The organism is Streptomyces sp. NPDC048696 (assembly GCF_043198895.1).
In the GTDB taxonomy this organism is placed as follows: domain Bacteria; phylum Actinomycetota; class Actinomycetes; order Streptomycetales; family Streptomycetaceae; genus Streptomyces.
In genome coordinates this window covers 37060-62062 of record NZ_JBICVJ010000009.1, presented here as the reverse complement: position 1 = coordinate 62062, position 25003 = coordinate 37060, and the positions used below count along the sequence as shown (strand labels likewise).

The 25003-nt window shown below is 71.0% G+C and carries 25 protein-coding genes and 2 tRNA genes; 21 read left to right on the top strand and 6 right to left on the bottom strand.

Annotated features, from left to right (window positions below; genetic code table 11):
• Window positions 1-26: 26 nt before the first annotated feature.
• Window positions 27-545: a DsbA family protein gene (locus ACGFRG_RS20205; protein ID WP_393265691.1), complete on the bottom strand. Its 519-nt coding sequence runs from the start codon at window positions 543-545 to the stop codon at window positions 27-29.
• A gap of 155 nt (window positions 546-700) precedes the next feature.
• Here ACGFRG_RS20205 and ACGFRG_RS20200 point away from each other — a divergent pair, with 155 nt between their 5' ends.
• Both ACGFRG_RS20200 and ACGFRG_RS20195 read left to right on the top strand, forming a co-directional pair.
• Window positions 701-1147 (top strand): hypothetical protein, encoded by a 447-nt coding sequence (locus tag ACGFRG_RS20200; RefSeq protein WP_361430274.1) that lies wholly within the window; start codon window positions 701-703, stop codon window positions 1145-1147.
• A gap of 394 nt (window positions 1148-1541) precedes the next feature.
• The gene (locus ACGFRG_RS20195; protein WP_361430272.1) at window positions 1542-1721 is read left to right on the top strand and encodes a hypothetical protein; all 180 of its coding nucleotides are present in this window, start codon (window positions 1542-1544) and stop codon (window positions 1719-1721) included.
• A gap of 56 nt (window positions 1722-1777) precedes the next feature.
• Here ACGFRG_RS20195 and ACGFRG_RS20190 read toward each other — a convergent pair whose 3' ends face one another.
• Together ACGFRG_RS20190 and ACGFRG_RS20185 are read right to left on the bottom strand one after the other, a co-directional pair.
• Window positions 1778-2335, bottom strand: a complete 558-nt coding sequence (locus ACGFRG_RS20190) for a CGNR zinc finger domain-containing protein (protein ID WP_393265687.1) — start codon at window positions 2333-2335, stop codon at window positions 1778-1780.
• A gap of 211 nt (window positions 2336-2546) precedes the next feature.
• Complete coding sequence (locus ACGFRG_RS20185) at window positions 2547-2960, bottom strand: SsgA family sporulation/cell division regulator (RefSeq protein ID WP_003987206.1); 414 nt, start codon at window positions 2958-2960, stop codon at window positions 2547-2549.
• A gap of 358 nt (window positions 2961-3318) precedes the next feature.
• On the opposite strand from ACGFRG_RS20185, the gene ACGFRG_RS20180 reads away from it, so the two are divergent.
• From ACGFRG_RS20180 to ACGFRG_RS20170, 3 genes are all read left to right on the top strand, one after another.
• Window positions 3319-3390 (top strand) — tRNA-Val (locus tag ACGFRG_RS20180).
• A gap of 120 nt (window positions 3391-3510) precedes the next feature.
• Window positions 3511-3957: an SRPBCC family protein gene (locus ACGFRG_RS20175; RefSeq protein WP_393265685.1), complete on the top strand. Its 447-nt coding sequence runs from the start codon at window positions 3511-3513 to the stop codon at window positions 3955-3957.
• 39 nt (window positions 3958-3996) lie between these two features.
• Window positions 3997-4068 (top strand) — tRNA-Val (locus tag ACGFRG_RS20170).
• Between the two features lie 75 nt (window positions 4069-4143).
• On the opposite strand, the gene ACGFRG_RS20165 is transcribed toward ACGFRG_RS20170, so the two are convergent.
• Window positions 4144-4869: a 3'-5' exonuclease gene (locus ACGFRG_RS20165; protein WP_361430269.1), complete on the bottom strand. Its 726-nt coding sequence runs from the start codon at window positions 4867-4869 to the stop codon at window positions 4144-4146.
• Between the two features lie 233 nt (window positions 4870-5102).
• Here ACGFRG_RS20165 and ACGFRG_RS20160 point away from each other — a divergent pair, with 233 nt between their 5' ends.
• The 4 genes from ACGFRG_RS20160 (at window position 5103) to ACGFRG_RS20145 (ending at window position 9619) form a co-directional block, all read left to right on the top strand.
• On the top strand, window positions 5103-5681 hold the full coding sequence (locus ACGFRG_RS20160; protein ID WP_361430267.1) for a DUF4365 domain-containing protein: 579 nt from the start codon (window positions 5103-5105) through the stop codon (window positions 5679-5681).
• Window positions 5681-6874 (top strand): hypothetical protein, encoded by a 1194-nt coding sequence (locus tag ACGFRG_RS20155; RefSeq protein ID WP_361430266.1) that lies wholly within the window; start codon window positions 5681-5683, stop codon window positions 6872-6874. The genes ACGFRG_RS20160 and ACGFRG_RS20155 overlap by 1 nt, the downstream gene beginning before the upstream one ends.
• A 120-nt stretch (window positions 6875-6994) precedes the next feature.
• A complete protein-coding gene (gene thrS, locus ACGFRG_RS20150) occupies window positions 6995-8971 on the top strand; it encodes a threonine--tRNA ligase (protein WP_393265681.1) in 1977 nt (658 codons plus the stop codon).
• A 78-nt stretch (window positions 8972-9049) separates the two neighbouring features.
• Window positions 9050-9619, top strand: a complete 570-nt coding sequence (locus tag ACGFRG_RS20145) for an HIT domain-containing protein (protein WP_361430263.1) — start codon at window positions 9050-9052, stop codon at window positions 9617-9619.
• Window positions 9620-9634: 15 nt separating this feature from the next.
• Here ACGFRG_RS20145 and ACGFRG_RS20140 read toward each other — a convergent pair whose 3' ends face one another.
• Together ACGFRG_RS20140 and ACGFRG_RS20135 are read right to left on the bottom strand one after the other, a co-directional pair.
• A complete protein-coding gene (locus ACGFRG_RS20140) occupies window positions 9635-11290 on the bottom strand; it encodes a hypothetical protein (protein WP_361430262.1) in 1656 nt (551 codons plus the stop codon).
• Window positions 11291-11476: 186 nt separating this feature from the next.
• Window positions 11477-13675, bottom strand: a complete 2199-nt coding sequence (locus ACGFRG_RS20135; RefSeq protein ID WP_393265677.1) for an elongation factor G-like protein EF-G2 — start codon at window positions 13673-13675, stop codon at window positions 11477-11479.
• A gap of 284 nt (window positions 13676-13959) precedes the next feature.
• Here ACGFRG_RS20135 and pgsA point away from each other — a divergent pair, with 284 nt between their 5' ends.
• From pgsA to secD, 12 genes are all read left to right on the top strand, one after another.
• The gene (gene pgsA / locus ACGFRG_RS20130) at window positions 13960-14622 is read left to right on the top strand and encodes a phosphatidylinositol phosphate synthase (RefSeq protein WP_361430260.1); all 663 of its coding nucleotides are present in this window, start codon (window positions 13960-13962) and stop codon (window positions 14620-14622) included.
• The gene (locus ACGFRG_RS20125; protein WP_393265673.1) at window positions 14619-15515 is read left to right on the top strand and encodes a phosphatidylinositol mannoside acyltransferase; all 897 of its coding nucleotides are present in this window, start codon (window positions 14619-14621) and stop codon (window positions 15513-15515) included. The genes pgsA and ACGFRG_RS20125 overlap by 4 nt, the downstream gene beginning before the upstream one ends.
• Entirely contained in the window at window positions 15512-16672 is a 1161-nt protein-coding gene (locus tag ACGFRG_RS20120; RefSeq protein ID WP_361430257.1) for a glycosyltransferase family 4 protein, read from the top strand. Before ACGFRG_RS20125 ends, ACGFRG_RS20120 begins: the two co-directional genes overlap by 4 nt.
• Before the next feature lie 352 nt (window positions 16673-17024).
• Complete coding sequence (locus ACGFRG_RS20115) at window positions 17025-17570, top strand: hypothetical protein (protein WP_393265670.1); 546 nt, start codon at window positions 17025-17027, stop codon at window positions 17568-17570.
• A 123-nt stretch (window positions 17571-17693) separates the two neighbouring features.
• Complete coding sequence (gene pdxS / locus ACGFRG_RS20110; RefSeq protein ID WP_361430254.1) at window positions 17694-18608, top strand: pyridoxal 5'-phosphate synthase lyase subunit PdxS; 915 nt, start codon at window positions 17694-17696, stop codon at window positions 18606-18608.
• A gap of 19 nt (window positions 18609-18627) precedes the next feature.
• Window positions 18628-19215, top strand: a complete 588-nt coding sequence (gene pdxT, locus ACGFRG_RS20105; protein WP_361430253.1) for a pyridoxal 5'-phosphate synthase glutaminase subunit PdxT — start codon at window positions 18628-18630, stop codon at window positions 19213-19215.
• Between the two features lie 62 nt (window positions 19216-19277).
• Window positions 19278-20030, top strand: coding sequence for a YebC/PmpR family DNA-binding transcriptional regulator (locus ACGFRG_RS20100; protein ID WP_361430251.1), 753 nt, complete (start codon window positions 19278-19280; stop codon window positions 20028-20030).
• A gap of 148 nt (window positions 20031-20178) precedes the next feature.
• A complete protein-coding gene (gene ruvC, locus ACGFRG_RS20095; RefSeq protein WP_393265665.1) occupies window positions 20179-20724 on the top strand; it encodes a crossover junction endodeoxyribonuclease RuvC in 546 nt (181 codons plus the stop codon).
• On the top strand, window positions 20721-21326 hold the full coding sequence (ruvA, locus tag ACGFRG_RS20090) for a Holliday junction branch migration protein RuvA (RefSeq protein WP_361430249.1): 606 nt from the start codon (window positions 20721-20723) through the stop codon (window positions 21324-21326). Before ruvC ends, ruvA begins: the two co-directional genes overlap by 4 nt.
• 52 nt (window positions 21327-21378) lie before the next feature.
• The gene (ruvB, locus tag ACGFRG_RS20085) at window positions 21379-22458 is read left to right on the top strand and encodes a Holliday junction branch migration DNA helicase RuvB (protein WP_361430248.1); all 1080 of its coding nucleotides are present in this window, start codon (window positions 21379-21381) and stop codon (window positions 22456-22458) included.
• Window positions 22459-22627: 169 nt separating this feature from the next.
• Window positions 22628-23095, top strand: coding sequence for a preprotein translocase subunit YajC (yajC, locus tag ACGFRG_RS20080; RefSeq protein ID WP_361430247.1), 468 nt, complete (start codon window positions 22628-22630; stop codon window positions 23093-23095).
• A gap of 146 nt (window positions 23096-23241) precedes the next feature.
• Window positions 23242-25002 carry a protein translocase subunit SecD gene (gene secD, locus ACGFRG_RS20075; protein ID WP_361430246.1) on the top strand — a complete coding sequence of 587 codons (1761 nt, stop codon included), beginning with the start codon at window positions 23242-23244 and terminating at the stop codon, window positions 25000-25002.
• Window position 25003 lies beyond the last annotated feature (1 nt).

The following is a 25003-nucleotide window of genomic DNA, read 5'->3' as shown; positions in this document are numbered from 1 at the left end:
TTGCGGGAGTTCGCTCCCGCGCAGCGCTACGCGCCCAGCAGCCGGTCCGCGATCTCGGTGATGCGGGCGCGCAGACCTTCCTGGCTCTTGCCGCCGTCGAGCCGCTCGCCGTCGATGACGTACGTGGGCGTGCCGGTCACGCCGATCGCCTTGCCCTCGGCCTGGTCGGCGTCGACGATCAGCAGATGCCGCCCGTCGATCAGGGCGGTGTCGAACTCCTCGGCGTCCAGGCCGAGTTCGCGCGCGACGTCGAGCAGCACGGGCTCGCCCCTGCCGCCCAGCTCCTCGGTGCGGGCGAGCACCGCTTCCACGTACGGCCAGCCCCGGCCCTGCTCGAACGCCTCCTCGGCGGCCTGCGCGGCGGCGTACGCGTGCTTGTGCTTCTCCAGCGGGAAGTGCCGCAGCCGGATGTCGAGCCGGTCGCCGTAGCGCTCGCGCAGCGCGCGGACGTCGTCCAGGGCGGCGTGGCAGTCGGGGCACTGGAGCTCGCACCAGACGTCGAGGACGACGGGCGCGGGGGTGGTCTCGGGGGTGGTCTCGCTCATGGGGCCAGTCTCCCAGCCCCCTCCCGTGCGCCCCAACCGGGACCTGGGGAGGATGCGCCCCGGAGATCTCCCTGATGTCCCGAAGGATCGTGGCCGCGATGGCCCGGTCCGGTGCAGGATGGAAGGGCCACAACCCCCATGTCTGGAGGAACCGGATGCTTGCCGAGACCGTCTGCTCCGCCGCGTCCGCGGCCGGACTGGGCATCGCCGTCGTGACGGCGTACCGCAAGCGCTTCCTGTCGGCCACGCGGATCGCCGCCTACTCGCTGGTCCCCGTGGCCCTGGTCATGACCGGGATCGTGGGCTGGGTGTCCGGCATCGTCTTCAAGCCGACCGTCTGGGCGGGCTTCGGCCTGCTCGGTATCGCCTGGCTGCTCTTCTCGGCCACCCGGTTCGTGGAGCGCCGCTCGGGCGGAGGCGACAAGGAGCGCGAGGTGACCGGAGCGCGCGGCGCCGACGCCATCGCCCCCGCCGCCTCCGCGCCCTCCCTCGGCGCTGGCCGCCGCTCCGCCGCGCGGCCCCAGCCGAAGGCGAAGGGCAAGTCGGGCGGCGGGGAGGACTTCAGCGACATCGAGGCCATCTTGAAGAAGCACGGCATCTGAGAGATGCGGAACCCGGTGCGGAGCCTGATACGGAACCCCATGCGGAGCGCCGCGCGGAATCTGAAAGAGCGTCGGAATCTGACACTCCGTAACTTGCCGTAACCAGCCTCCGGTCCCGCTCGTCCGGGAAATTCCGGCGGCCGTGAATTCCTGTATGCGGAATTCGAGTCGGAGTGAATTCCGGACACCGTCGGGAGCGCTCTCAGGGCCGATTCCGGGTCCGTTCCCGGAACCCGTTTTCCTTTTCGTTCCGCGCCGCGGGCGGCCGGGCGCACGGGGCGCGCGCCGGGGCGCGGGACCGGCGCGCCCGGGCCGACAAGATCGAAACAACTCCCGCCCGGCGTGGGCGTGTTGGCGCCCGGACGTGCCACGACTGGTCCATCATCACCCCGAGATGCTGGACACTTCCCCGGGGCAGGTCCCCGCGCCGCCCGAAGAGCCGGACGCCGAGCTCCCCGCCGACGAACGGCTCGGCTGCCTCTTCGCCCTCTCCCAGCCACCCCTGATGATCTTCCTCGGGGTGATCGGCTGCCTGCTGCTCATGGCGGCGCTGCACGACCTGTACCTGCTGTGACCGCCGCCGGTGACCGCCCGGCCGCGACCCGCCACCGGCGCGCGCCGGTGGCCGGATCAGCCCGCGGCCTCCTTGCGCCGGGCCCGGTACGCGGCCACGTGCAGCCGGTTGCCGCAGGTGCGGCTGTCGCAGTAGCGGCGCGAGCGGTTGCGGGACAGGTCCACGAAGGCCCGGCCGCAGTCCGGCGCCTCGCACCGGCGCAGCCGCTCCTGCTCGCCCGCCACCACGATGAACGCCAGCGCCATGCCCCCGTCGGCGGCCAGGTGGTCCGCGATCGAGGCGCCGGGCGCGAAGTAGTGCACATGCCAGTCGTAGCCGTCGTGGTCGGTGAGCTGGGGCGTGGTGCCCGCCTCCGCCACGATCTCGTTGACCAGCATGGCCGCCGCGTGGGCGTCGGGTGCCTCGAAAACCCCTGCGAAACGGCTGCGTACGGTCTGTACGCCGGCGAGATCGCGCACGGTGAGCGTCCCCACCCCGCTGACGTCGTGGTCCCGTACGAAGCCGTACAGCGCCTCCACGTCGGCGAGGCGGTCGAGCTCCTCGCCCTCCGGTGCGGTGTTCACCAGATCGACCACGATGTCGAGGGCGATCCGGGTGTCGTGAGGGATCAGCACGATTCGCTCCCTGGCCTGCTGCGGGGGGCCGGTGCCCGCCGATGCTGGCCGACTCTAGCGGCTCGCGCGCGCGGCGCACCGGCGCCCGTCCCGCGCGGGTGTTCGCGGGACGGGCGCCGGTGGGGTGCCTATGAGGTGGGCGTGCCTATGCGGCTGTCCGCACGGTGCCGTCTCCCCGAGTCGGACGGCGCCGTACGGCTCTCGGTCTGGCTCAGTTCTCCGCCAGGATGTGCGAGAGCTCCGTGTCGAGATCGAAGTGACGGTGCTCGGTGCCCGGTGGCACCGCGGCGTCGGTCCGCTTGAGGAACGACTCCAGAGCCCGCGCCGGGGCTTCGAGCAGGGCCTCTCCTTCCGGGGAGCTGAGGGCGATGCAGACGACGCCCTGGCCGTGACTGCGCGACGGCCAGACTCTGACGTCTCCGGTACCGGTGGGCCGGTGCAGGCCCTCGGCGAGAAGGTCGCGGGCGAACACCCACTCGACGGTCTCCTCGGCTCCGGTGTGGAAGGTGGCGTGCACGGCGTAGGGATCGGCCGTGTCATACCGCAGGCCCGCGGGTACAGGCAGTGAGGACTCGCTCGACACAACGAGGCGCAGGTGCAGCTCGCAGCTGACCGTGGTGTTCATAAGCGCCAGGGCCTTTCGCTCAGTGTGCGCTCGGGGATTCGCACGTCGGCGAAATCGACATGCCACCTACGGTGCCGTTGTAAACCCCTCTGGCCGTTTTGCGGCGCTTCAGGTAGCTCGTACGGCCGAGTATTACTTTCGGTTATGCGGCCATTCTGGTGAGCGCACGAGGTCCGGTGGGTCGCACGCGTGAATACGGGGAGTGACGGGCGGGTCGCGGCGGTGGAGACGGCGCTCGACGCGGTCCGCCTCCGGACGGTCGGGCCCGTCGTGCCGTGGCGGATCGACGGGTGGCCCGGCGGGCCGGTCGGCGTGGTCAAACGCCCCGCTGACATGCGGTAATGTTTGCGGTGCGCCCGGGCGATTAGCTCAGTGGGAGAGCGCTTCGTTCACACCGAAGAGGTCACTGGTTCGAACCCAGTATCGCCCACCCCGGACCGAAGGCCCGGAGATCGAAACCGATCTCCGGGCCTTCGGCGTTCCCCGATCGTGAGTCCGGATCACGCCGCGAGCCCGGTCCTTCTCCCGTTCCCCGGCGCAGACTTGGGCCATGGACTGGAGCCACTACCGCTTCCGCACCGTCTGGCAGCTGCCCGCCGACCCCGCCGCCGTGTTCGCCGTCCTGGAGCGCGCCGAGGACTACCCGCGCTGGTGGCCGCAGATCCGCGAGGTCACCGCCGTCGCCGACCGCACCGGCACCGCCCGCTTCCGCTCCTTCCTGCCGTACGAACTGGTCGTCACCGCGAGCGAGCGGCGCCGCGACCCGACGGCCGGGGTCCTGGAGGTGGAGATGAGCGGCGACCTCGACGGCTGGGCCCGCTGGACGATCGGCCCGTACGGCGACGGCACCCGCGCCCTGTACGAGCAGGAGGTCGAGGTGCGCAAGCCGCTGATGCGGCGCCTGGCGTTGCCCGGGCGGCCCGTCTTCCGCGCCAACCACGCGGTGATGATGCGGTCCGGGCGGCGCGGCCTGGCGGCTGTCCTGAACGGAGTTTGAACCAGGGGCGCCCGGGCCTGTATGGTTCAACCCGTTCCCGGGCGATTAGCTCAGTGGGAGAGCGCTTCGTTCACACCGAAGAGGTCACTGGTTCGAACCCAGTATCGCCCACCGGGAAAAGGCCGGTCCGTCGTCGACGGATCGGCCTTTCCGCTTGTCCGGCCCCGTCTCGTCGCGTCGGCGGACTCAGGCCGCCGCCGACATCTCCGGCCGCAGCGGCCACGCCGGGTCGACCGGCTCCGGGGTGCCGTTGCGGGTGAACCACGCCTGCAGGCCCCGCGCCTGGGCCGCGTGCCAGCCCGTCTGCAACGTATGGAGCTCGGTCGGTGTCAGCCGCTCCAGGCGGGCCGCGAACCGCCGCCCCACCGCCCGTACGACCTCCAGCGCGGCCAGCGCGTCCGCCGCCGCGTCGTGCGCGCCCTCCAGGACCACCTCGTAGTGCGCGCACAGATCGGTGAGGGTGCGACGCCCCTTGCGGTAGCGGTCCAGATGCTTGTCGAGCACGCGCGGGTCCAGCACGCACAGCGGCGCCCCGTCCAGATAGCGCGCCAGCGACGACGCGCGATGGCGCCGCAACTCCCGGTCGAGCAGCGTGAGATCGAACGGCGCGTTCATCACCACCAGCGGCCGCCCCGCCGCGCACTGCTCGGCCAGCGCCCTGGCCACCTCCTCCATCACCGGCGCGGGCCACCGCCCGTTGAGGCGCAGATGCTCATCGGTCAGCCCGTGCACGGCGGTCGCGCCCTCCGGCACGGGTATGCCCGGGTTCACCAGCCAGCGGGTCACCCGGGGCCGCGCGGCGGGGCCGTCCTGGACCACCAGCGCGGCCGACACCATGCGGTCCCGCTCCACGTCCACGCCGGTCGTCTCGGTGTCGAAAGCGGCCAGGGGGCCTTCGTACCAGCACGTCATGGTGCAACTCCTTTTGTGCCCTTGGCAGATGGCGTGCGTCCCCTGCCCGATTCCGTGATACCCGGGCCGTTTGCGGCGTACGCCCCCCGGCAACAACACAGGTGGCGGGTCCGTGAGTTGACGGGCCGTCGCGGGGAAACGAATCAGCAAGGACGGGCAAGGATCGGCAAAGTCCGGCACGTTCGGCACAGTCCGCAAAGCGTCGGCACAAGTCCGGAAGGCGTACGACGGCCATGGCGCTCGCGCAGCCCGACCCGGCCCTGCCGGAGGGCGCTCTGCTGGCCGAGCGGATCGCGCCGCCGCGCGGCTCACTCGCCACCACGGCCTGCATGGAGACCCTCCAGGTCGGCTATCTCCACGCGGTGGCGGCCGCCGCCGGCTGCTCGCTCTCACAGCCCTTTCCGGACAACGGAATCGACTGGCACGTGAGCCACAGCGCTCCCGGCCACACGGTCGACGACGAAGTCACGATCAAGGTGCAGCTCAAGTGCACGTACCAGATACCGCCGCACCCCCCGGGCGGGGCCTTCTCCTTCACCCTCGACAACGAACACCTGGTGAAGCTGGCCCGCACACCCGTCTCGGTGCACAAGATCCTGGTCGTGATGCTCGTGCCGCGAAGCCGGGACGAGTGGCTGCGCGCGGGCCACGACCGGCTCGCGCTGCGGCACTGCTGCTACTGGACCAATCTGGCCGGCCACCCGGTGACCGGCCGGCGCAGGACCACGGTGCGAATACCGACCTCGCGGATCTTCGACGATCACGCGCTCTGCGAGATCATGACCCGGGTCGGGGTGGGAGGGAGGCCCTGATGCGTCTGTCGAGCGGTGAGAGCGGCGGCCCGGACGCCGTCGCGCCGGTGCCGTCCCAGGTGGACCCCGCCGTGCTCGGCGTGCTGCTCGACCGGCACGGCTGGCGGCGCCGCGGCGGAGCCGCCGGACGCTACGCGCGCTGGACACCCCCCGGCGGCGGATCCGGCACGAGCCTCCTCGTGCCCGAGAGCCGCGGCTACCCCGACAGCGAGGACCTGCTCGGCGAGGCGCTGACCGCCCTCGCCCGCTCCGGCGCGCCCTCCGCGCGCGAAGTGCTCGTCTCGCTCGCCGTCCCCAGCGACGAGGTCCGCTGGTGGCGCGAGACCCCGCTGAGCCCCTCCGGCGCCCTGGCCTGGACCGAACAGGAACAGCTGCGCGGCGCCGCCCACCGGATGCTGCTCGCGGGCGCCCTCGCCGCACGCGGCCGCGCCGGTTACTACGGCGCCCGGCACCGCAGCCAGGCCCTGGCCACCCTCACCGGCGTCCTCGTCGGCCCCGCGCCCGGCGGACGGCTCACCGCGTTCGTGCCCGTGGACACCGGCCGCGCGGCCGTGGTCCGCCTCTACGAGGCGCTGCACGCGGTCCGGGAGGCCGTCGACTACCTGCGCACCACCGGTGGCATGGAAGCCTTCGACACCGCCGTCGCGGCCGGGGCCAGCCGTGAACTCACCGAAGCGGTGATCTCGCTGGTCCAGGGCTCGGAAGGGGTCCGCGTCGCCCTGGAGTGGGCACCGGCGGCGGGCGTCCCGGCAGGCTGCCCGCCGCGCCCCGAGCCGGTCGAGTTCTCACCCGGCGACCTGCCCGCCCTGCGCGCGGCGGGCGCGCGCTACCTCAGCGACGAGCCCGCCGTACCGGTACGCCTGACCGGCGCCGTGGTCCGGCTGCGGCGCTCGGGCCCCCGGGGACCCGGCACGGTCCGGCTGCGGGTGCTGGCGGGCGCCGAGATCCCGTACGTACGCGTCGAGCTCGACGAGGAGGCGTACCGCATCGCGGGCCACGCCCACCTCGTCGGTCTGCCGGTACGGGTGGTGGGGCGCCTGGAGAGCCGGGGCGGCTTCCGGCGGCTGGCCGGGGCGACGGGCGTGGTCCCGGTCCAGGTGGACGACGCGGAACGGGACCGTCTCATGAAGTCGATCCAGGGGACCGTCGAGAGCATTGCCTTCTTCGAGGAGGCGTGCGCGGGCGAGGACTGAGGGCGACGCCACCGGGTGCCCGGCCCGGGAATCCGTTTCGCGGGCGACCCCGGCGGCTCGGTAGGATTCGTACCGCGTCCGCAGTACGAGCGTGCGTACCCCTTCAGGCAGGAGAGACCGGTGTCAGACGTCCGTGTGATCATCCATCGCGATTCCGAGCGGGAAGAGCGCGTGGTGACGACGGGCACTACGGCCGCCGAGCTCTTCGCCGGTGAGCGCACCATCGTCGCGGCCCGCGTGGCCGGTGAGCTCAAGGACCTCGCGTACGAGGTGAAGGACGGCGAGGAGGTCGAGCCCGTCGAGATCTCCTCCGAGGACGGTCTGAACATCCTGCGCCACTCCACCGCGCACGTCATGGCCCAGGCCGTCCAGGAGCTCTTCCCGGAGGCCAAGCTGGGCATCGGCCCGCCGATCCGGGACGGCTTCTACTACGACTTCGACGTCGAGAAGCCCTTCACTCCCGAGGACCTCAAGGCCATCGAGAAGAAGATGCAGGAGATCCAGAAGCGGGGGCAGCGCTTCTCGCGTCGCGTCGTCACCGACGAGGCCGCCCGCGAAGAGCTCGCGGACGAGCCGTACAAGCTGGAGCTCATCGGCCTCAAGGGCTCGGCTTCGAGCGACGACGGCGCGGACGTCGAGGTGGGCGGCGGCGAGCTGACCATCTACGACAACCTCGACGCCAAGACCGGCGACCTGTGCTGGAAGGACCTCTGCCGCGGTCCCCACCTGCCGACCACCCGCAACATCCCGGCGTTCAAGCTGATGCGCAACGCGGCCGCGTACTGGCGGGGCAGCGAGAAGAACCCGATGCTCCAGCGCATCTACGGCACCGCGTGGCCGTCCAAGGACGAGCTGAAGGCGCACCTCGACTTCCTCGCCGAGGCGGAGAAGCGCGACCACCGCAAGCTGGGCAACGAGCTGGACCTGTTCTCCATCCCGGAGCAGATCGGCTCGGGCCTCGCGGTCTTCCACCCCAAGGGCGGCATCATCCGCCGGGTCATGGAGGACTACAGCCGTAAGCGGCACGAGGAGGAGGGCTACGAGTTCGTCTACACCCCGCACGCCACCAAGGGCGCCCTCTTCGAGAAGAGCGGCCACCTGGATTGGTACGCCGAGGGCATGTACCCGCCCATGCAGCTCGACGAGGGCGTGGACTACTACCTCAAGCCCATGAACTGCCCGATGCACAACCTGATCTTCGACGCGCGCGGCCGCAGCTACCGTGAGCTTCCCTTGAGGTTGTTTGAATTCGGCACCGTGTACCGGTACGAGAAGTCGGGCGTCGTGCACGGCCTGACCCGTGCCCGCGGCTTCACCCAGGACGACGCGCACATCTACTGCACCAAGGAGCAGATGGCGGAGGAGCTCGACAAGACGCTCACCTTCGTCCTGAACCTGCTGCGCGACTACGGTCTGAACGACTTCTACCTGGAGCTGTCCACCAAGGACCCGGAGAAGTTCGTCGGCTCGGACGAGATCTGGGAGGAGGCCACCGAGACGCTGCGCGAGGTGGCCGAGAAGCAGGGGCTCGAACTGGTCGCCGACCCGGGCGGCGCGGCCTTCTACGGCCCGAAGATCTCCGTCCAGGCGCGCGACGCCATCGGCCGCACCTGGCAGATGTCGACCGTGCAGCTCGACTTCAACCTGCCGGAGCGCTTCGACCTGGAGTACACCGGCCCCGACGGCACCAAGCAGCGGCCGGTCATGATCCACCGCGCGCTGTTCGGTTCCATCGAGCGCTTCTTCGCGGTGCTCCTTGAGCACTACGCGGGCGCGTTCCCGGCGTGGCTGGCCCCGGTCCAGGCGGTCGGCATCCCGATCGGCGACGCCCACATCCCGTACCTCCAGGAGTTCGCCGCCGAGGCGAAGAAGAAGGGCCTGCGGGTCGAGGTGGACGCGTCCTCCGACCGGATGCAGAAGAAGATCAGGAACCAGCAGAAGCAGAAGGTTCCGTTCATGATCATCGTCGGTGACGAGGACATGGCGGCGGGCACCGTTTCGTTCCGCTACCGCGACGGCTCGCAGGAGAACGGCATCCCGCGTGACCAGGCGATCGCCAAGCTCGTCGACGTGGTGGAGCGCCGCGTACAGGTGTGAGGCGTTCCCCGCTCACGCGGGGCGTCAGGGCCCCCGGGTTTCCCGGGGGCCTTTGTCGTCCCTCCAGCGTGAAGTCATATGCTTCCCACCATGACGAGTGAGCCGGAACAGCAGATCGGGGTCGGTGTCCAGGACGCGTTCCAGCGCCTGTGGACGCCCCACCGGATGGCGTACATCCAGGGTGAGAACAAGCCGACCGGCCCGGACGCCGGAGACGGCTGTCCCTTCTGCTCGATTCCGGCCAAGTCCGACGAGGACGGGCTGATCGTGGCGCGCGGTCGGCATGTGTACGCGGTGCTCAACCTCTACCCGTACAACGGCGGCCACATGATGGTCGTGCCCTACCGGCACGTCGCCGACTACACGGATCTGGACGCCGCCGAGACCATCGAGCTGGCGGAGCTCACCAAGCACGCCATGAAGGCGCTGCGGACGGCTTCCGGGGCGCACGGGTTCAACATCGGCATGAACCAGGGAACGGTCGCGGGCGCCGGTATCGCCGCCCACCTCCACCAGCACATCGTGCCCCGCTGGGGTGGCGACACCAACTTCATGCCGGTCGTCGGGCACACCAAGATCCTGCCCCAACTCCTGGGCGACACCCGCAAGATGCTGGCCGAGGCCTGGCCCCGGACGGGCCAGGCGTAGGGCTGGGGGCAGGCGTTACGCGTCGTACCAGTCGGCCTTGCGCGGTGCCGGGTCCTGTACCGCGCCGCTGAGCATCATCGCGCGGTTGGTGAAGCGCTCGGTGTCCACGCCGTTCTCCTCCAGGACCTTCATCGCGGCCGCGTGCACCACGCGCAGTACGGGGGTCGCCGCGCGCATCGCGTCGTCGGCCATGAAGCGGTGGCGCCAGGGCTTGTCGGCCCAGGCGTGCCGCAGGCCGAACGGCTCGGGCAGCACCAGTTTGCCGCCGAGGTAGTCGAGCAGCGGCGGGTACCAGGTCAGCGGGGCGCGGGCGGCGAGGCGGACGACCTCGCGCGGCTCGACCAGCGGGAGCTGGACCGTGCGCTTCTCCCAGAACTTGAAGGTCTTGTCGACCTCCTTGGTCTTGGGGGAGGGCTTGGTGGTGAACAGGGCGTGCACCGGGCCGAGCGCGTGTCCGGTGACCTCGATGCGCAGGGTCTCGTGGAGCACGGTCACGGTGATCATCATGGTGATGACCAGCTGGCCGTCCCAGAGGGTGAACTGGACGCCGAGGTAGTGGCGGTTGCCGCTGGAGAACTGCTGCTCGTTGCAGATCCGCTGCACCTCGTGCTGGCGGACCTGGAAGTTGTCGACGTCCTGGCCGGTGGGCCGGGAGACGTCCTTGGCGTTCTCGCCGACGGGGGAGACGACCCAGTTGGTGACGGAGGGCTTGGGGAAGCCGCCGGTGTGCAGGGGGCCGCGCTCCAGCAGGCGCAGGCGGTCCTGGATGGACCGTATGACGTCCCAGCTGCGGAAGCCGTGGATCTCCTTGCCGGGGTCCTTGGGGACGAGTTCTTCGGCGAGCTGCCAGCTGCCCCAGCGGGTGCCCATGCCGAGTATGCCCTTGGGGCCGGCGTAGAAGACGGCGTTGCTCTGCTGTTCGGCGGTGAGCTTGGCCAGGCTCTGGCGCAGCCGTTCGGCGGCGGTCTCGTGCGGGTTCTTCGGTACGGCTTCGGGGATCTTGGCGCCGACGCCGCCGCCGGAGAGCAGGCCGGACCAGCGGTCGCGCAGGTCCTTGGCGGTGGATTCGCAGATCTGCTTGGCCCAGAACCAGCCGAGGACGGGCATGATCATCATGGCGCGCAGATAGATCGCCAGGATCCCACCGAACGGCAGCTTGACCAGGAAGATCACGGCGAGCACGGCGAACGCGATGAGCAGCAGGTTGCCGAGCGCGCCGACGCGGCGGTCCTTGGCGCCGGCGAGGGTGCGGCGCAGCTGGAACACGCCGAGCCAGAGCAGCAGTCCGGGCAGGAAGAGCACGCCGAAGACGGCGGTGATCAGGGTGAGCCGGGTGTCGCGCTCCTTGCGGATGCGGATCGCGGCGAGGCAGTGCTCGACGACGGTCTGCGGTTCGGTGCCGAAGGACTGGATGAGCGCTTTGCGGGTGGCGCCGAGCATGCGGGACTGCACGGCCCGCGAGAAGGCCTCGCCGAGGTTGGGCTCGAAGAGCGAGAGCCTGGGCTTGGTGACGGCCGACTCGTGCCACTCGTTGTTGGCCTTGAGTATGTCGGCGACCGGGCTGTCCCGGTACGCCGCCGACGCGAGGGCCTGGGTCGCGGCCGTCTGGCCCGCCGAGCCCTGCAGCGGGACCTGGGCCCCGGGTGAGAAATCGAATGGTTCGTCCGCCACTGCCGCCCCCATCGCCGCACTCTGTCGCTCTGCGGCCTCTTCCCGACTGCCGTTCCCCGCACACCTGCTGAGCTGGGACCACAGCGTATCGGGGTCGGTCCCCGTGCGTCAGGGGACATCGGAATGCCGCCCGCCGCAAGGGCGTTGGGGCGGGCAGCGTTTCCGACGGTCCGTCAGTTGTCGTCGCTATGCTGGCTTTTCGGGTGATTCACGGATTTTGTCGGCCAGCTGTGGCGGCATCGGTTCGTGCCGGGCGTACGCCCGGTCGAAGCGTCCGGTGCCGTGCGAGACGGAGCGCAGGTCGATCGCGTACCGGCCGATCTCGATCTCGGGCACCTCGGCCCGCACCAGGGTGCGGCCGGGCCCCGCCTGCTCGGTGCCGACGACCCGGCCCCGGCGGCCGGACAGATCGCTCATCACCGGCCCGACGTAGTCGTCCGGGACCAGCACCTGGAGCTCGGCGACCGGCTCCAGGAGGTGGATGCGCGCATCGGTGGCGGCCTCCCGCAGCGCGAGCGCACCGGCCGTCTGGAAGGCGGCGTCCGAGGAGTCCACCGAGTGGGCCTTGCCGTCGAGCAGGGTGATCCGTACGTCGACGAGCGGATAGCCGGCGGCGACACCCTTGGCCGCCTGGGCGCGTACGCCCTTCTCGACGGACGGGATGAACTGGCGGGGTACCGAACCGCCGACCACCTTGTCCACGAACTCGATGCCGGAGCCCGGCGGCAGCGGCTGCACCTCGATCTCGCAGATCGCGTACTGGCCGTGGCCGCCGGACTGTTTGACGTGGCGCCCGCGCCCGGTGGCGGTGTCGCCGAACGTCTCGCGCAGCGAGACCTTGTGCGCGACGACGTCGACCTGGACGCCGTAGCGGCTGCGCAGCCGCTCCAGGGCGACGTCCTTGTGGGCCTCGCCCAGGCACCACAGGACCAGCTGGTGGGTGTGCGGGTTCTGCTCCAGGCGCATCGTCGGGTCCTCGGCGACCAGCCGTGACAGCCCTTGGGAGAGCTTGTCCTCGTCGGCTTTGCTGTGCGCCTCGATGGCGAGCGGCAGCAGCGGGTCCGGCATGTCCCAGGGCGCCATGAGCAGCGGGTCGTCCTTGCCGGAGAGGGTGTCCCCGGTCTCGGCCCGGACCAGTTTGGCCACACAGGCGATGTCGCCCGCGACGCACTGCGTGAGCATGCGCTGCTGTTTGCCGAAGGGGGAGGAGAGCGCGCCGACGCGTTCGTCGACATCGTGGTCCTCGTGGCCCCGGTCGGTCATCCCGTGGCCGGAGACGTGGACCGTCTCGTCGGGGCGCAGGGTGCCGGAGAAGACGCGTACCAGGCTGACGCGGCCCACGTACGGGTCGGAGGAGGTTTTGATCACCTCGGCGACCAGCGGGCCCTCGGGGGCGCACACGGGAGCGGGGCGTGCGCCGCCCTGCGGGGTGGTGACATCGGGCGCCGTGCGCTCCAGCGGGGTCGGGAAGCCGCCCGTGATCAGCTCCAGGAGCTCCACGGTGCCGATGCCCTGGCGGGCGCCCTCGGCGGCCGGGGCGGCGGCCAGGACCGGGTGGAAGGTGCCGCGCGCGACCGCTCGTTCCAAGTCGTCGATCAACGTTTTCAGGTCGATTTCGGCGCCGCCGAGATAGCGGTCCATGAGGGTCTCGTCCTCGGACTCGGCGATGATGCCCTCGATCAGCCGGTTGCGGGCCTCCTCGACGAGCGGGAGCTGCTCGGGGCCGGGCTCGGCCTCCTTGCGCTCACCGGACGCGTAGTCGAACACGCGCTGCGAGAGCAGCCCGATGAGGCCGGTCACCGGGGCGTGCCCGTCCGGTCCCGCCGGTCCGTGCAGCGGCAGGTACAGCGGGAGTACGGCGTCGGGGTCGTCGCCGCCGAACGCCTCGGCGCACACCCGGGTCATCTCGGAGAAGTCCGCGCGGGCCGCCTCCAGATGGGTGATCACGATGGCCCGCGGCATCCCGACCGCCGCGCACTCCTCCCACACCATTCTGGTCGCCCCGTCCACGCCGTCCGAGGCGGAGACGACGAACAGGGCCGCGTCCGCTGCCCGCAGACCGGCCCTGAGTTCCCCCACGAAGTCGGCGTATCCGGGGGTGTCCAGAATATTGATCTTGCACCCGGCCCATTCGACGGGGACCAGCGAGAGCTGGACCGACCGCTGCTGGCGGTGCTCGATCTCGTCGTAGTCGGAGACGGTCCCGCCGTCCTCGACCCGGCCCGCGCGGTTGACGGCCCCTGCCGTCAGCGCGAGCGCTTCCACCAATGTCGTCTTCCCGGATCCGCTGTGGCCGACCAGCACCACATTCCGTACGGATGAGGGGTGGTCGGCCGTAGCTGCCCTGCCGGCGGCTCCGGGATGTGCACTCGCCTTGTCGCCCATGCCGTTCCTCCCGTATGGCTTCCGTTTCTTGCACGGTGAGGTGGTGAAAGGGCGCGGCCGCGCGGATCCTCCCCCGGTCCCCGGCAGGGAACGACCCCGGCCGGGGCGGCTTCGCGTCGCCCGCGGTCTTTCCAGCGTTCCACTCCGGTCACTGTGCGTCCATACGTCGTACGGCAACGCGGGCGGGCGGAGGGTGCGCGGCGGTGGACCTCTCGCGGCCTGGCTACGATGGGCCAGCCGGTGGCCAGCAGGGCCGCGCGGCCACACCGACCGTCGGGAAGGCCATGCTGAACAAGTACGCGCGTGCATTCTTCACGCGTGTCCTCACGCCGTTCGCCGCGTTTCTGCTCCGCCGGGGGGTGAGCCCGGACGCCGTGACCCTGCTCGGCACGGCCGGAGTGATGGCGGGTGCGCTGGTCTTCTTCCCCCGTGGAGAGTTCTTCTGGGGCACGATCGTCATCACCCTGTTCGTCTTCTCCGACCTCGTCGACGGCAACATGGCCCGCCAGGCGGGGATCTCCAGCCGCTGGGGCGCGTTCCTGGACTCGACGCTCGACCGCGTCGCGGACGGCGCGATCTTCGGCGGCTTCGCGCTCTGGTACGCGGGCAGCGGCGACGACAACGTCCTGTGCGCGGTCGCGATCTTCTGCCTGGCCAGCGGCCAGGTGGTCTCGTACACCAAGGCGCGCGGCGAGTCGATCGGGCTGCCGGTCGCCGTCAACGGACTGATCGAGCGGGCCGAGCGGCTGGTGATCTCGCTGGTCGCGGCCGGTCTCGCCGGGCTGCACAAGTTCGGTGTCCCGGGCATCCAGATCCTGCTGCCGATCGCGCTGTGGATCGTGGCCGTGGGCAGTCTGATCACGCTGATCCAGCGGGTGGTGACGGTGCGCCGCGAGTCCGCGGAGGCCGACGCCGAGGCGGCCCGCAGCGGCGGGGCCGCTTCATGAGGGAGCGGCTGACGGACGCGCTCTACGGGCTCGGCTGGGCCACCGTCAAGAAGCTCCCCGAACCCGTGGCCACGGGCCTGGGCCGGCGGATCGCGGACACGGTGTGGAAGCGGCGCGGCAAGAGCGTGCTGCGGCTCGAATCCAACCTCGCGCGCGTGGTGCCCGACGCCACCGCGGAGCGGCTGGCCGAGCTGTCGCGGGCTGGGATGCGCTCCTACATGCGGTACTGGATGGAGTCCTTCCGGCTGCCCGCCTGGAGCAAGGACCGGATGAAGACCGGTTTCGAGCCGCAGGGCCTGCACCACCTCACCGACGCGCTGGCCTCCGGCCGGGGCGTGGTCCTGGCGCTGCCCCACATGGGCAACTACGACCTGGCGGGCGCCTGGGTCACCACGAAGCTGGAGACCCCGTTCACCACGGTCGCCGAGCGCCTGAAGCCCGAGACGCTGTACGACCGGTTCGTCGCCTACCGCGAGAGCCTGGGCATGGAGGTCCTGCCGCACACCGGCGGCTCGGCCTTCGGCACGCTCGCCCGGCGGCTGCGCGACGGCGGTCTGGTGTGCCTGGTCGCCGACCGCGATCTGTCGGCCTCCGGCGTCGAGGTGAAGTTCTTCGGGGACGCGGCGCGGATGCCCGCGGGTCCCGCCCTGCTGGCCCAGCAGACCGGCGCGCTGCTGCTGCCGGTGACCCTCTGGTACGACGAGTCGCCCGTCATGCAGGGCCGGGTGCACCCGCCGATCGACGTGCCCGAGACGGGCACGCGCGCGGAGAAGACGTCCGTGATGACCCAGGCGCTGGCCGACGCCTTCGCCACCGGTATCGCCGAACACCCGGAGGACTGGCACATGCTCCAGCGCCTGTGGCTCGCCGACCTAGAGGAGCGCCGGTCGTGAGGATCGGCATCGTCTGCCCGTACTCCTGGGACGTGCCGGGCGGCGTCCAGTTCCACATCAGGGACCTGGCCGAGCATCTGATCCGGCTCGGCCACGAGGTCTCCGTGCTGGCCCCGGCCGACGACGAGACCCCGCTGCCGCCGTACGTGGTCTCGGCGGGCCGGGCCGTGCCGGTGCCCTACAACGGCTCGGTGGCCCGGCTGAACTTCGGCTTCCTGTCGGCCGCGCGGGTGCGGCGGTGGCTGCACGAGGGCACGTTCGACGTCATCCACATCCACGAGCCCGCGTCGCCCTCGCTGGGCCTGCTGAGCTGCTGGGCGGCGCAGGGGCCGATCGTGGCGACCTTCCACACCTCCAACCCGCGCTCGCGCGCGATGATCGCGGCGTACCCGATCCTCCAGCCCGCCCTGGAGAAGATCAGCGCGCGGATCGCGGTGAGCGAGTACGCGCGGCGCACGCTGGTGGAGCATCTGGGCGGCGACGCGGTGGTGATCCCCAACGGCGTCGACGTCGACTTCTTCGCCAAGGCCGAGCCGCGGCCCGAGTGGCAGGGCGACACGCTCGGCTTCATCGGCCGCATCGACGAGCCGCGCAAGGGCCTGCCGGTCCTGATGAGGGCGCTGCCCCGGATCCTGGCGGAACGCCCGCAGACCCGCCTGCTGGTCGCGGGCAGGGGCGACGAACACGAAGCGGTCGCGTCGCTCCCGCAGGAGATGCGCTCCCGAGTGGAATTCCTCGGCATGGTGAGCGACGAGGACAAGGCGCGCTTTTTGAGCAGCGTCGATGTGTACGTGGCGCCCAACACCGGGGGCGAGAGCTTCGGCATCATCCTGGTCGAGGCGCTGTCGGCGGGCGCGGCGGTCCTTGCGAGCGACCTGGACGCGTTCGCCCAGGTCCTGGACCAGGGCAACGCGGGCGAACTCTTCGCCAACGAGGACGCGGACGCGCTGGCGACGGCGGCCCTGCGCCTGCTGGCCGACCCGTCCCGCCGAGCCGAACTCAGCGCGCGGGGCTCCGCCCACGTCCGCCGCTTCGACTGGTCGACGGTGGGCGCGGACATCCTGGCGGTGTACGAGACGGTGACGGACGGAGCGGCCTCGGTGGCCACGGACGAACGCCCGGGGCTGCGGGCGCGGTTCGGCTTGGCACGGGACTGACCGCCGGGCCCTGCGGGCTGCGGGCCGGTGGGGGCTTGGTCGCGTCTCAGGGTGTGATGTCGTCCGCAGGCCGGTGGGGGCTGGTCGCGCCCGCGCGGCGGAGCCGCAAATGTCACAGCCCCGCGCCCCTGAAGGAGGGCCCGAAGGGCCCATCCAAGGGGCGCGGGAAACTGCGCGAGCAAGCCAGCACGGTCCGCAGCCGAACGCTCAAAGCGGGGTGCAGGGGCGGAGCCCCGCGTACCCACCCACCCGCAGGGGTCCGGGGGCGGAGCCCCCGGGAGAACCACCTCGACCCCCACCCACCACCGGAGGGTTTAGGGAAGGGGCGGGGCGGGGGCTAGCCTTGCCGCCCGTGACCGTAACCCTCATCTGGACCGCCGCCGCCCTCATCGCGATCGGCCTCTACCTCAGCTGGACCGCCGGCCGCCTCGACCGCCTCCACACCCGCATCGACGCCGCCCGCGCCGCCCTGGACGCACAGCTCCTGCGCCGCGCCTCGGTCACCCAGGAGCTGGCCACCTCCGGCGTACTGGACCCCGCCGCGTCGATCGTCCTGTACGAGGCGGCGCACGCGGCCCGCCAGGCCGAGGAGGAGCAGCGGGAGGTCGCCGAGAGCGAGCTCAGCCAGGCGCTGCGGGCGGTGTTCGGCGAGCCGGCCCAGGTCGAGGCGGTCCGCGAGGCCCCCGGCGGCGAGGACGCGGCGGAGGAGCTGGCCCAGGCGGTACGCCGCGTCCCGATGGCCCGCCGCTTCCACAACGACGCCGTACGCGCGGCCCGCGCCCTGCGCAGGCACCGCACGGTCCGCTGGTTCCGCCTGGCCGGGCACGCGCCGTTCCCGCTGGCCTTCGAGATGGACGACGAGCCCCCGACGGCGCTGGCGGACCGCCCGGGCTCGTAGCCGTAAGAAAGCGAGACAACCCCAAAACGATCCACCGCCTCCACATTGGCCCTTGCTGTGGACTGGTCCGCGAAGACACCCTCTGGGCAGTAGAAACCCCCTTCTTCACCCCAGCGAGGTCCCGTGTCCAGCACCCTCTCCAACAGCGCCCACACCCCCGAGACCGGCACCGCGCGCGTGAAGCGCGGCATGGCCGAGCAGCTCAAGGGCGGTGTGATCATGGACGTGGTCAACGCCGAGCAGGCGAAGATCGCCGAGGACGCGGGCGCCGTGGCGGTCATGGCCCTGGAGCGGGTCCCGGCCGACATCCGCAAGGACGGCGGCGTGGCCCGGATGTCCGACCCCAACATGATCGAAGAGATCATCGAGGCCGTCTCCATCCCCGTCATGGCCAAGTCCCGTATCGGCCACTTCGTCGAGGCCCAGGTCCTGCAGTCGCTCGGTGTCGACTACATCGACGAGTCCGAGGTCCTGACCCCGGCCGACGAGGTCAACCACTCCGACAAGTGGGCGTTCACCACCCCCTTCGTCTGCGGTGCCACCAACCTGGGCGAGGCCCTGCGCCGGATCGCCGAGGGTGCGGCCATGATCCGCTCGAAGGGCGAGGCGGGCACCGGCAACGTCGTCGAGGCCGTCCGTCACCTGCGCCAGATCAAGAACGAGATCGCCAAGCTGCGCGGCTTCGACAACAACGAGCTGTTCGCCGCCGCCAAGGACCTGCGCGCCCCGTACGAGCTGGTCAAGGAGGTCGCCGAGCTCGGCAAGCTCCCGGTGGTGCTGTTCTCCGCCGGTGGCGTGGCCACCCCGGCCGACGCCGCGCTGATGCGCCAGCTGGGCGCCGAGGGCGTCTTCGTCGGCTCCGGCATCTTCAAGTCGGGCGACCCGGCCAAGCGCGCCGCCGCCATCGTCAAGGCCACCACGTTCTACGACGACCCGAAGATCATCGCGGACGCGTCCCGCAACCTGGGCGAGGCCATGGTCGGCATCAACTGCGACACCCTCCCCGAGGCCGAGCGCTACGCCAACCGCGGCTGGTAAGGCACAGGTACCGAAGGACATGAGCAACACACCCGTCATAGGCGTCCTGGCCCTCCAGGGCGACGTACGGGAGCACCTGATCGCCCTGGCCGCGGCGGACGCCGTGGCCAGGCCGGTCCGGCGCCCCGAGGAGCTCGCCGAGGTGGACGGCCTGGTCATCCCCGGCGGCGAGTCCACCACCATCTCCAAGCTCGCGGTGCTCTTCGATCTGATGGAGCCGCTTCGCGCGCGCGTGGCGGACGGCATGCCCGTCTACGGCACCTGCGCCGGCCTGATCATGCTCGCCGACAAGATCCTCGACCCGCGCTCGGGCCAGGAGACGATCGGCGGCATCGACATGATCGTGCGCCGCAACGCCTTCGGGCGCCAGAACGAGTCCTTCGAGGCGACCGTCGAGGTCTCGGGCGTCGGCCCCGTCGACGGTGTCTTCATCCGGGCGCCCTGGGTCGAGTCGGTGGGCGCGCAGGCGGAGGTCCTCGCCGAGCACGGCGGCCACATCGTCGCGGTGCGCCAGGGCAACGCCCTGGCGACCTCGTTCCACCCCGAGCTGACCGGCGACCACCGGATGCACGGCCTGTTCGTGGACATGGTGCGCGACGCCCACTGAGCCGATCCCGGTAGGATCTCTGCCGAACGACGCAGAATTGGTTACGCGAAGGAGACAGGCAGATGTCCGGCCACTCTAAATGGGCTACGACGAAGCACAAGAAGGCCGTGATCGACGCCAAGCGCGGCAAACTCTTCGCGAAGCTGATCAAGAACATCGAGGTCGCGGCCCGCACCGGCGGCGCCGACATCGACGGCAACCCGACCCTCTTCGACGCCGTGCAGAAGGCGAAGAAGCAGTCGGTGCCCAACAAGAACATCGACTCCGCGCTCAAGCGCGGTGCCGGTCTTGAGGCGGGCGGCGCCGACTACGAGACGATCATGTACGAGGGTTACGGCCCGAACGGTGTCGCGGTGCTCATCGAGTGCCTCACCGACAACCGCAACCGTGCCGCCTCGGACGTCCGGGTCGCGATGACCCGCAACGGCGGCAACATGGCCGACCCGGGTTCGGTCTCGTACCTGTTCAACCGCAAGGGTGTCATCGTCCTGCCCAAGGGCGAGCTCTCCGAGGACGACGTCCTGGACGCCGTTCTGGAGGCGGGCGCCGAGGAGGTCAACGACCTCGGCGAGTCCTTCGAGATCATCTCCGAGGCCACCGACCTGGTCGCGGTCCGCACCGCGCTCCAGGAGGCGGGCATCGACTACGACTCGGCCGACTCCAACTTCGTCCCGACCATGCAGGTCGAGCTGGACGAAGAGGGCGCGCGCAAGATCTTCAAGCTGATCGACGCGCTGGAGGACAGCGACGACGTGCAGAACGTCTTCGCCAACTTCGACGTCTCGGACGAGGTCATGGAGAAGGTCGACGCCTGACGGGCAGTCAGATAGCGGTACGCCGACGGGCCGACGGGACACCTCCCGTCGGCCCGTCGCGCTATCGGTGGCGCCGGTTGTCAGTGGCACCCGATAGCCTGCACAAACAAGCGATTCGAGGATCCGGGGAACCGAAGGAGGGGGCGGGGTGCGGGTACTGGGCGTGGACCCGGGGCTGACCCGGTGCGGTGTCGGCGTCGTCGAGGGCGTGGCGGGCCGCCCGCTCACGATGCTCGGCGTCGGCGTCGTGCGCACCCCGGCGGACGCCGATCTCGGCCACCGCCTGGTCGCCATCGAGCAGGGCATGGAGCAGTGGCTGGATGAGCACCGCCCCGAATTCGTCGCCGTGGAGCGCGTGTTCAGCCAGCACAACGTGCGTACGGTGATGGGCACCGCGCAGGCCAGCGCCGTCGCCATGCTCTGCGCCTCCCGCCGCGGCATCCCCGTCGCGCTGCACACCCCCAGTGAGGTCAAGGCCGCCGTCACCGGCAGCGGCCGCGCCGACAAGGCGCAGGTCGGCGCGATGGTGACGCGGTTGCTGCGGCTCGACGCCCCGCCCAAGCCCGCCGACGCGGCCGACGCGCTCGCTCTCGCCATCTGCCACATCTGGCGCGCCCCCGCCGTCAACCGCCTGCAACAGGCGCACGAGCAGGCCCGCCGTGCCCAACTCTCCGTAAAGAAGGTCACCCGATGATCGCCTTCGTCAGCGGCCCGGTCGCCGCCCTCGCCCCCGACGCTGCGGTGGTCGAGGTCGGCGGCGTCGGCATGGCCCTGCAGTGCACGCCCAACACCCTGGCCACCCTGCGCGTCGGCCAGCAGGCCAAGCTCGCCACCTCCCTGGTCGTGCGGGAGGACTCGCTGACCCTGTACGGCTTCGCGGACGACGACGAGAAGCAGGTCTTCGAGCTGCTGCAGACGGCCAACGGCGTGGGCCCCCGGCTCGCCCAGGCGGTCCTGTCGGTGCACACCCCGGACGCGCTGCGCCGGGCCTTCGCCTCCGGTGACGAGAAGGCGCTGACCGCCGTGCCCGGCATCGGCAAGAAGGGCGCCCAGAAGCTCCTGATCGAGCTGAAGGACCGGCTCGGCGCGCCCGTCGGCAGCGCCCCGGCCGTCGGCGCCCCGGTCACCCAGGGCTGGCGCGACCAGCTGCACGCCGCCCTGATCGGCCTCGGCTACGCGACCCGCGAGGCCGACGAGGCGGTCGCCGCCGTCGCCCCGCAGGCCGAGGCCGAGGCGAGCCCCAACGTCGGAGCGCTCCTGAGAGCCGCGCTGCAGACCCTCAACCGGGCCCGCTGAGCGACCCGGCGCCGACCGACCCGACGAGAGAACTACGAGAGAACCGGCACTGATGAACTGGGACGAGACCGCAGCCGACACCGCCGACCCCAGGCTGGTCGGGCCGGTGGCCGACGGCGAGGACCAGGCCGTCGAGGCCGCCCTGCGCCCCAAGGACCTCGACGAGTTCATCGGCCAGGAGAAGGTCCGCGAACAGCTCGACCTGGTGCTGCGGGCCGCCCGCGCGCGCGGCGCCACCGCCGACCACGTCCTGCTCTCCGGCGCCCCCGGCCTCGGCAAGACCACGCTCTCGATGATCATCGCGGCCGAGATGGGCGCCCCGATCCGGATCACCAGCGGCCCGGCCATCCAGCACGCGGGCGACCTCGCCGCGATCCTCTCCTCCCTCCAGGAGGGTGAAGTTCTCTTCCTCGACGAGATCCACCGGATGTCGCGCCCGGCCGAGGAGATGCTCTACATGGCGATGGAGGACTTCCGGGTCGACGTGATCGTCGGCAAGGGCCCCGGCGCCACCGCCATCCCGCTGGAGCTGCCCCCGTTCACCCTGGTCGGCGCGACCACGCGCGCGGGGCTGCTGCCGCCCCCGCTGCGCGACCGCTTCGGCTTCACCGCGCACATGGAGTTCTACGAGGCCGCCGAGCTGGAGCGGGTGGTGCACCGCTCGGCCCGCCTCCTCGACGTCGAGATCGACCCCGCGGGCGCGGCCGAGATCGCCGGCCGTTCGCGCGGCACGCCGCGCATCGCCAACCGGCTGCTGCGCCGGGTGCGCGACTACGCCCAGGTCAAGGCCGACGGCGTCATCACCCAGGAGATCGCGGCGGCCGCCCTTCGGGTCTACGAGGTGGACAGCCGCGGCCTCGACCGGCTGGACCGGGCGGTGCTCCAGGCCCTGCTCAAGCTGTTCGGCGGCGGCCCGGTCGGCCTGTCGACGCTGGCGGTCGCGGTGGGGGAGGAGCGCGAGACCGTCGAGGAGGTGGCCGAGCCCTTCCTCGTACGGGAGGGGCTGCTCGCCCGGACCCCGCGCGGGCGGGTGGCGACGCCCGCCGCATGGGAGCACCTGGGGCTCGTACCGCCGCAGCAGGGTCAGGGCGGCGCTGCGGGAAGCGGACAACAGGGGCTCTTCCGGCCGTGACGGCGCGGGTGGGTGCACGGGGAGGAACCCGGGTGGGATGCTGGGCGTTGTTCCAGCTGTGCGGACTCGCTTAGACTCCGCCGATGCCGCCCTTACATTTACCGGGCGGCATACCCACCCCCAGATCAGGCCGCACTCCTTGCGCGGTCGTGCGAAGGAAGTTCGTCCCGTGAGTCTCGTGACCCTTCTCCCCTTCATCGTCCTCATCGGGGCCATGTTCCTCATGACCCGCTCGGCGAAGAAGAAGCAGCAGCAGGCAGCCTCCATGCGCAGTGAGATGCAGCCCGGCACCGGTGTCCGCACGATCGGCGGCATGTACGCCACGGTGAAGGAGCTCGGCGACGACACGGTGCTTCTGGAGGTGGCGCCCGGCGTCCACGCCGTCTACGCGAAGAACGCGATCGGCGCGGTGCTCTCCGACGAGGAGTACAACCGCATCGTGCACGGCGACACGGACGAGGCGTCCGATCTCCCCGTCGTGCCGGACGACGCCTCGTCGCTGACGGAAGGCGCGGCCGAAGCGACCGACGCGGCCGACGCCGCGCAGGACGCCAAGATCGACCTGGGCAAGAAGGACGAGGCGGACGACGCCGAGCCCAAGAACGGCAAGGCGGACGGCGAGTCGGGCGCGAAGTAGTCACTCGCGGTGACCGCTCGGCGCACATCCGCGCCGGGCGGCTTCGGCGAAGCTGACGACTTCTACGGGGGACGTCCCCACAACACTTCGTGGCCGCCCAGGCGCACACCCGAGCGCGGGGCGGTTGGACAGGGAGAAACGACAAGGTGGCAGCACCGAAGAAGGGCCGAAGGCCGGCGGGGGCCCAGGGCAGGCCGGGGCGCACCCTGGTCCTGTTCCTGATCGCCATGGTGGCCCTCGCGGGCGGCATGTTCGCCTCCGGCCACAACACTCCGCGCCTCGGCATCGACCTCGCCGGCGGCACGAGCATCACGCTCAAGGCCAAGGCGGAGCCGGGCCAGGAGAAGGCGATCAACAAGGCCAACATGGACACCGCGGTCTCGATCATGAACCGCCGTGTCAATGGTCTCGGTGTCTCCGAGGCCGAGGTCCAGACCCAGGGCTCCAGCAACATCATCGTCAACATCCCCAAGGGGACGAACTCGGAGCAGGCCCGCCAGCAGGTCGGCACCACCGCCAAGCTCTACTTCCGGCCCGTCCTCACGGAGGCCGCCGGCACGGCGTCGAAGCCGCCCGCGCCCAGCACCTCGCCGAGCCCGTCGGGGAGCAAGAGCCCGGACAAGAACGGCGACAAGACCAAGTCGTCCTCGACGCCGAAGGCCTCCCCGAGCGCGAAGTCGACGCCCCAGGGCCGCGCCGTCACCGACGCGCTGAAGGCGGACGCCAAGCCCAGCCCGAAGACCACGCCGCCGGCCACCCCGCCTCCGGGCTCCGCGACGCCGCCGCCGTCGGCCGCCGACCAGGCCGCCGCTGCCAAGATCCAGAAGCAGTTCGAGACCCTGGACTGCTCCACCAAGGAGTCCCGCAGCAAGGCCGCCTTCGGCACCAAGGCCACCGACATGGTCGTGGCCTGCAGCCAGACCGGTGACGCCAAGTACATCCTCGGCCCGGCCGAGGTCGACGGTACGGACGTCAAGAAGGCCAAGGCGGTCATCGACCAGCAGCGCGGCATGTGGATCGTCCAGATGGACTTCACGGGCAAGGGCTCGAAGAAGTTCCAGACGATCACCGGCAAGCTCTCCAAGCAGCAGTCGCCGCAGAACCAGTTCGCGATCGCGCTCGACGGCCAGGTCGTCTCGGCCCCGTCGGTCAGCACGACGCTGAGCGGCAGCGCCGAGATCTCCGGCAGCTTCAACCAGCGCTCCGCCACCGACCTGGCCAACGTGCTGTCCTACGGTGCGCTCCCGCTCTCCTTCGTGGAGCAGAGCGTCACCACCGTCACCGCCGCGCTCGGCGCCGACCAGCTGCACGCCGGTCTGATCGCCGGTGCCATCGGCCTGGCGCTGGTCATCCTCTACCTGGTGATCTACTACCGCGGCCTCGCGGTCGTCGCGATCATGAGCCTCGCGGTCTCCGCGATCCTCACGTACGTACTGATGTCGCTGCTCGGCCCGGCCATCGGCTTCGCGCTGAACCTGCCGGCGGTCTGTGGTGCCATCGTGGCCATCGGTATCACCGCCGACTCGTTCATCGTCTACTTCGAACGCATAAGGGACGAGATCCGCGAGGGCCGCACGCTGCGTCCGGCCGTCGAGCGGGCCTGGCCGCGCGCCCGGCGCACGATCATGGTCTCCGACTTCGTGTCGTTCCTCGCCGCCGCGGTGCTGTTCATCGTGACCGTCGGCAAGGTCCAGGGCTTCGCGTTCACGCTCGGCCTGACCACCCTGCTCGACATCGTCGTGGTGTTCCTGTTCACCAAGCCGGTGATGACGCTCCTGGCGCGCAAGAAGTTCTTCGCGAGCGGCCACCCGTGGTCCGGTCTGGACCCCAAGCGGCTCGGCGCCAAGCCGCCGCTGCGCCGCACGCGCCGCACCTCCTCCGCCCCCACCGACCCGAAGGAGGCGTGAG

Bases quoted from the DNA above. Each gene is read 5' to 3' on its own strand.
- ACGFRG_RS20165 (WP_361430269.1), bottom strand. From the start codon at position 4,869: ATGACGTGCTGGTACGAAGGCCCCCTGGCCGCTTTCGACACCGAGACG.
- ACGFRG_RS20155 (WP_361430266.1), top strand. From the start codon at position 5,681: ATGCGTCTGTCGAGCGGTGAGAGCGGCGGCCCGGACGCCGTCGCGCCG.
- pdxT (WP_361430253.1), top strand. From the start codon at position 18,628: ATGAGCAACACACCCGTCATAGGCGTCCTGGCCCTCCAGGGCGACGTA.
- ACGFRG_RS20100 (WP_361430251.1), top strand. From the start codon at position 19,278: ATGTCCGGCCACTCTAAATGGGCTACGACGAAGCACAAGAAGGCCGTG.
- ACGFRG_RS20175 (WP_393265685.1), top strand. From the start codon at position 3,511: ATGGACTGGAGCCACTACCGCTTCCGCACCGTCTGGCAGCTGCCCGCC.
- ruvB (WP_361430248.1), top strand. From the start codon at position 21,379: ATGAACTGGGACGAGACCGCAGCCGACACCGCCGACCCCAGGCTGGTC.
- ACGFRG_RS20205 (WP_393265691.1), bottom strand. From the start codon at position 545: ATGAGCGAGACCACCCCCGAGACCACCCCCGCGCCCGTCGTCCTCGAC.
- ACGFRG_RS20200 (WP_361430274.1), top strand. From the start codon at position 701: ATGCTTGCCGAGACCGTCTGCTCCGCCGCGTCCGCGGCCGGACTGGGC.
- ACGFRG_RS20195 (WP_361430272.1), top strand. From the start codon at position 1,542: ATGCTGGACACTTCCCCGGGGCAGGTCCCCGCGCCGCCCGAAGAGCCG.
- ACGFRG_RS20135 (WP_393265677.1), bottom strand. From the start codon at position 13,675: ATGGGCGACAAGGCGAGTGCACATCCCGGAGCCGCCGGCAGGGCAGCT.
- ACGFRG_RS20185 (WP_003987206.1), bottom strand. From the start codon at position 2,960: ATGAACACCACGGTCAGCTGCGAGCTGCACCTGCGCCTCGTTGTGTCG.
- ruvA (WP_361430249.1), top strand. From the start codon at position 20,721: ATGATCGCCTTCGTCAGCGGCCCGGTCGCCGCCCTCGCCCCCGACGCT.
- ACGFRG_RS20160 (WP_361430267.1), top strand. From the start codon at position 5,103: ATGGCGCTCGCGCAGCCCGACCCGGCCCTGCCGGAGGGCGCTCTGCTG.
- pgsA (WP_361430260.1), top strand. From the start codon at position 13,960: ATGCTGAACAAGTACGCGCGTGCATTCTTCACGCGTGTCCTCACGCCG.
- ACGFRG_RS20145 (WP_361430263.1), top strand. From the start codon at position 9,050: ATGCTTCCCACCATGACGAGTGAGCCGGAACAGCAGATCGGGGTCGGT.
- ACGFRG_RS20125 (WP_393265673.1), top strand. From the start codon at position 14,619: ATGAGGGAGCGGCTGACGGACGCGCTCTACGGGCTCGGCTGGGCCACC.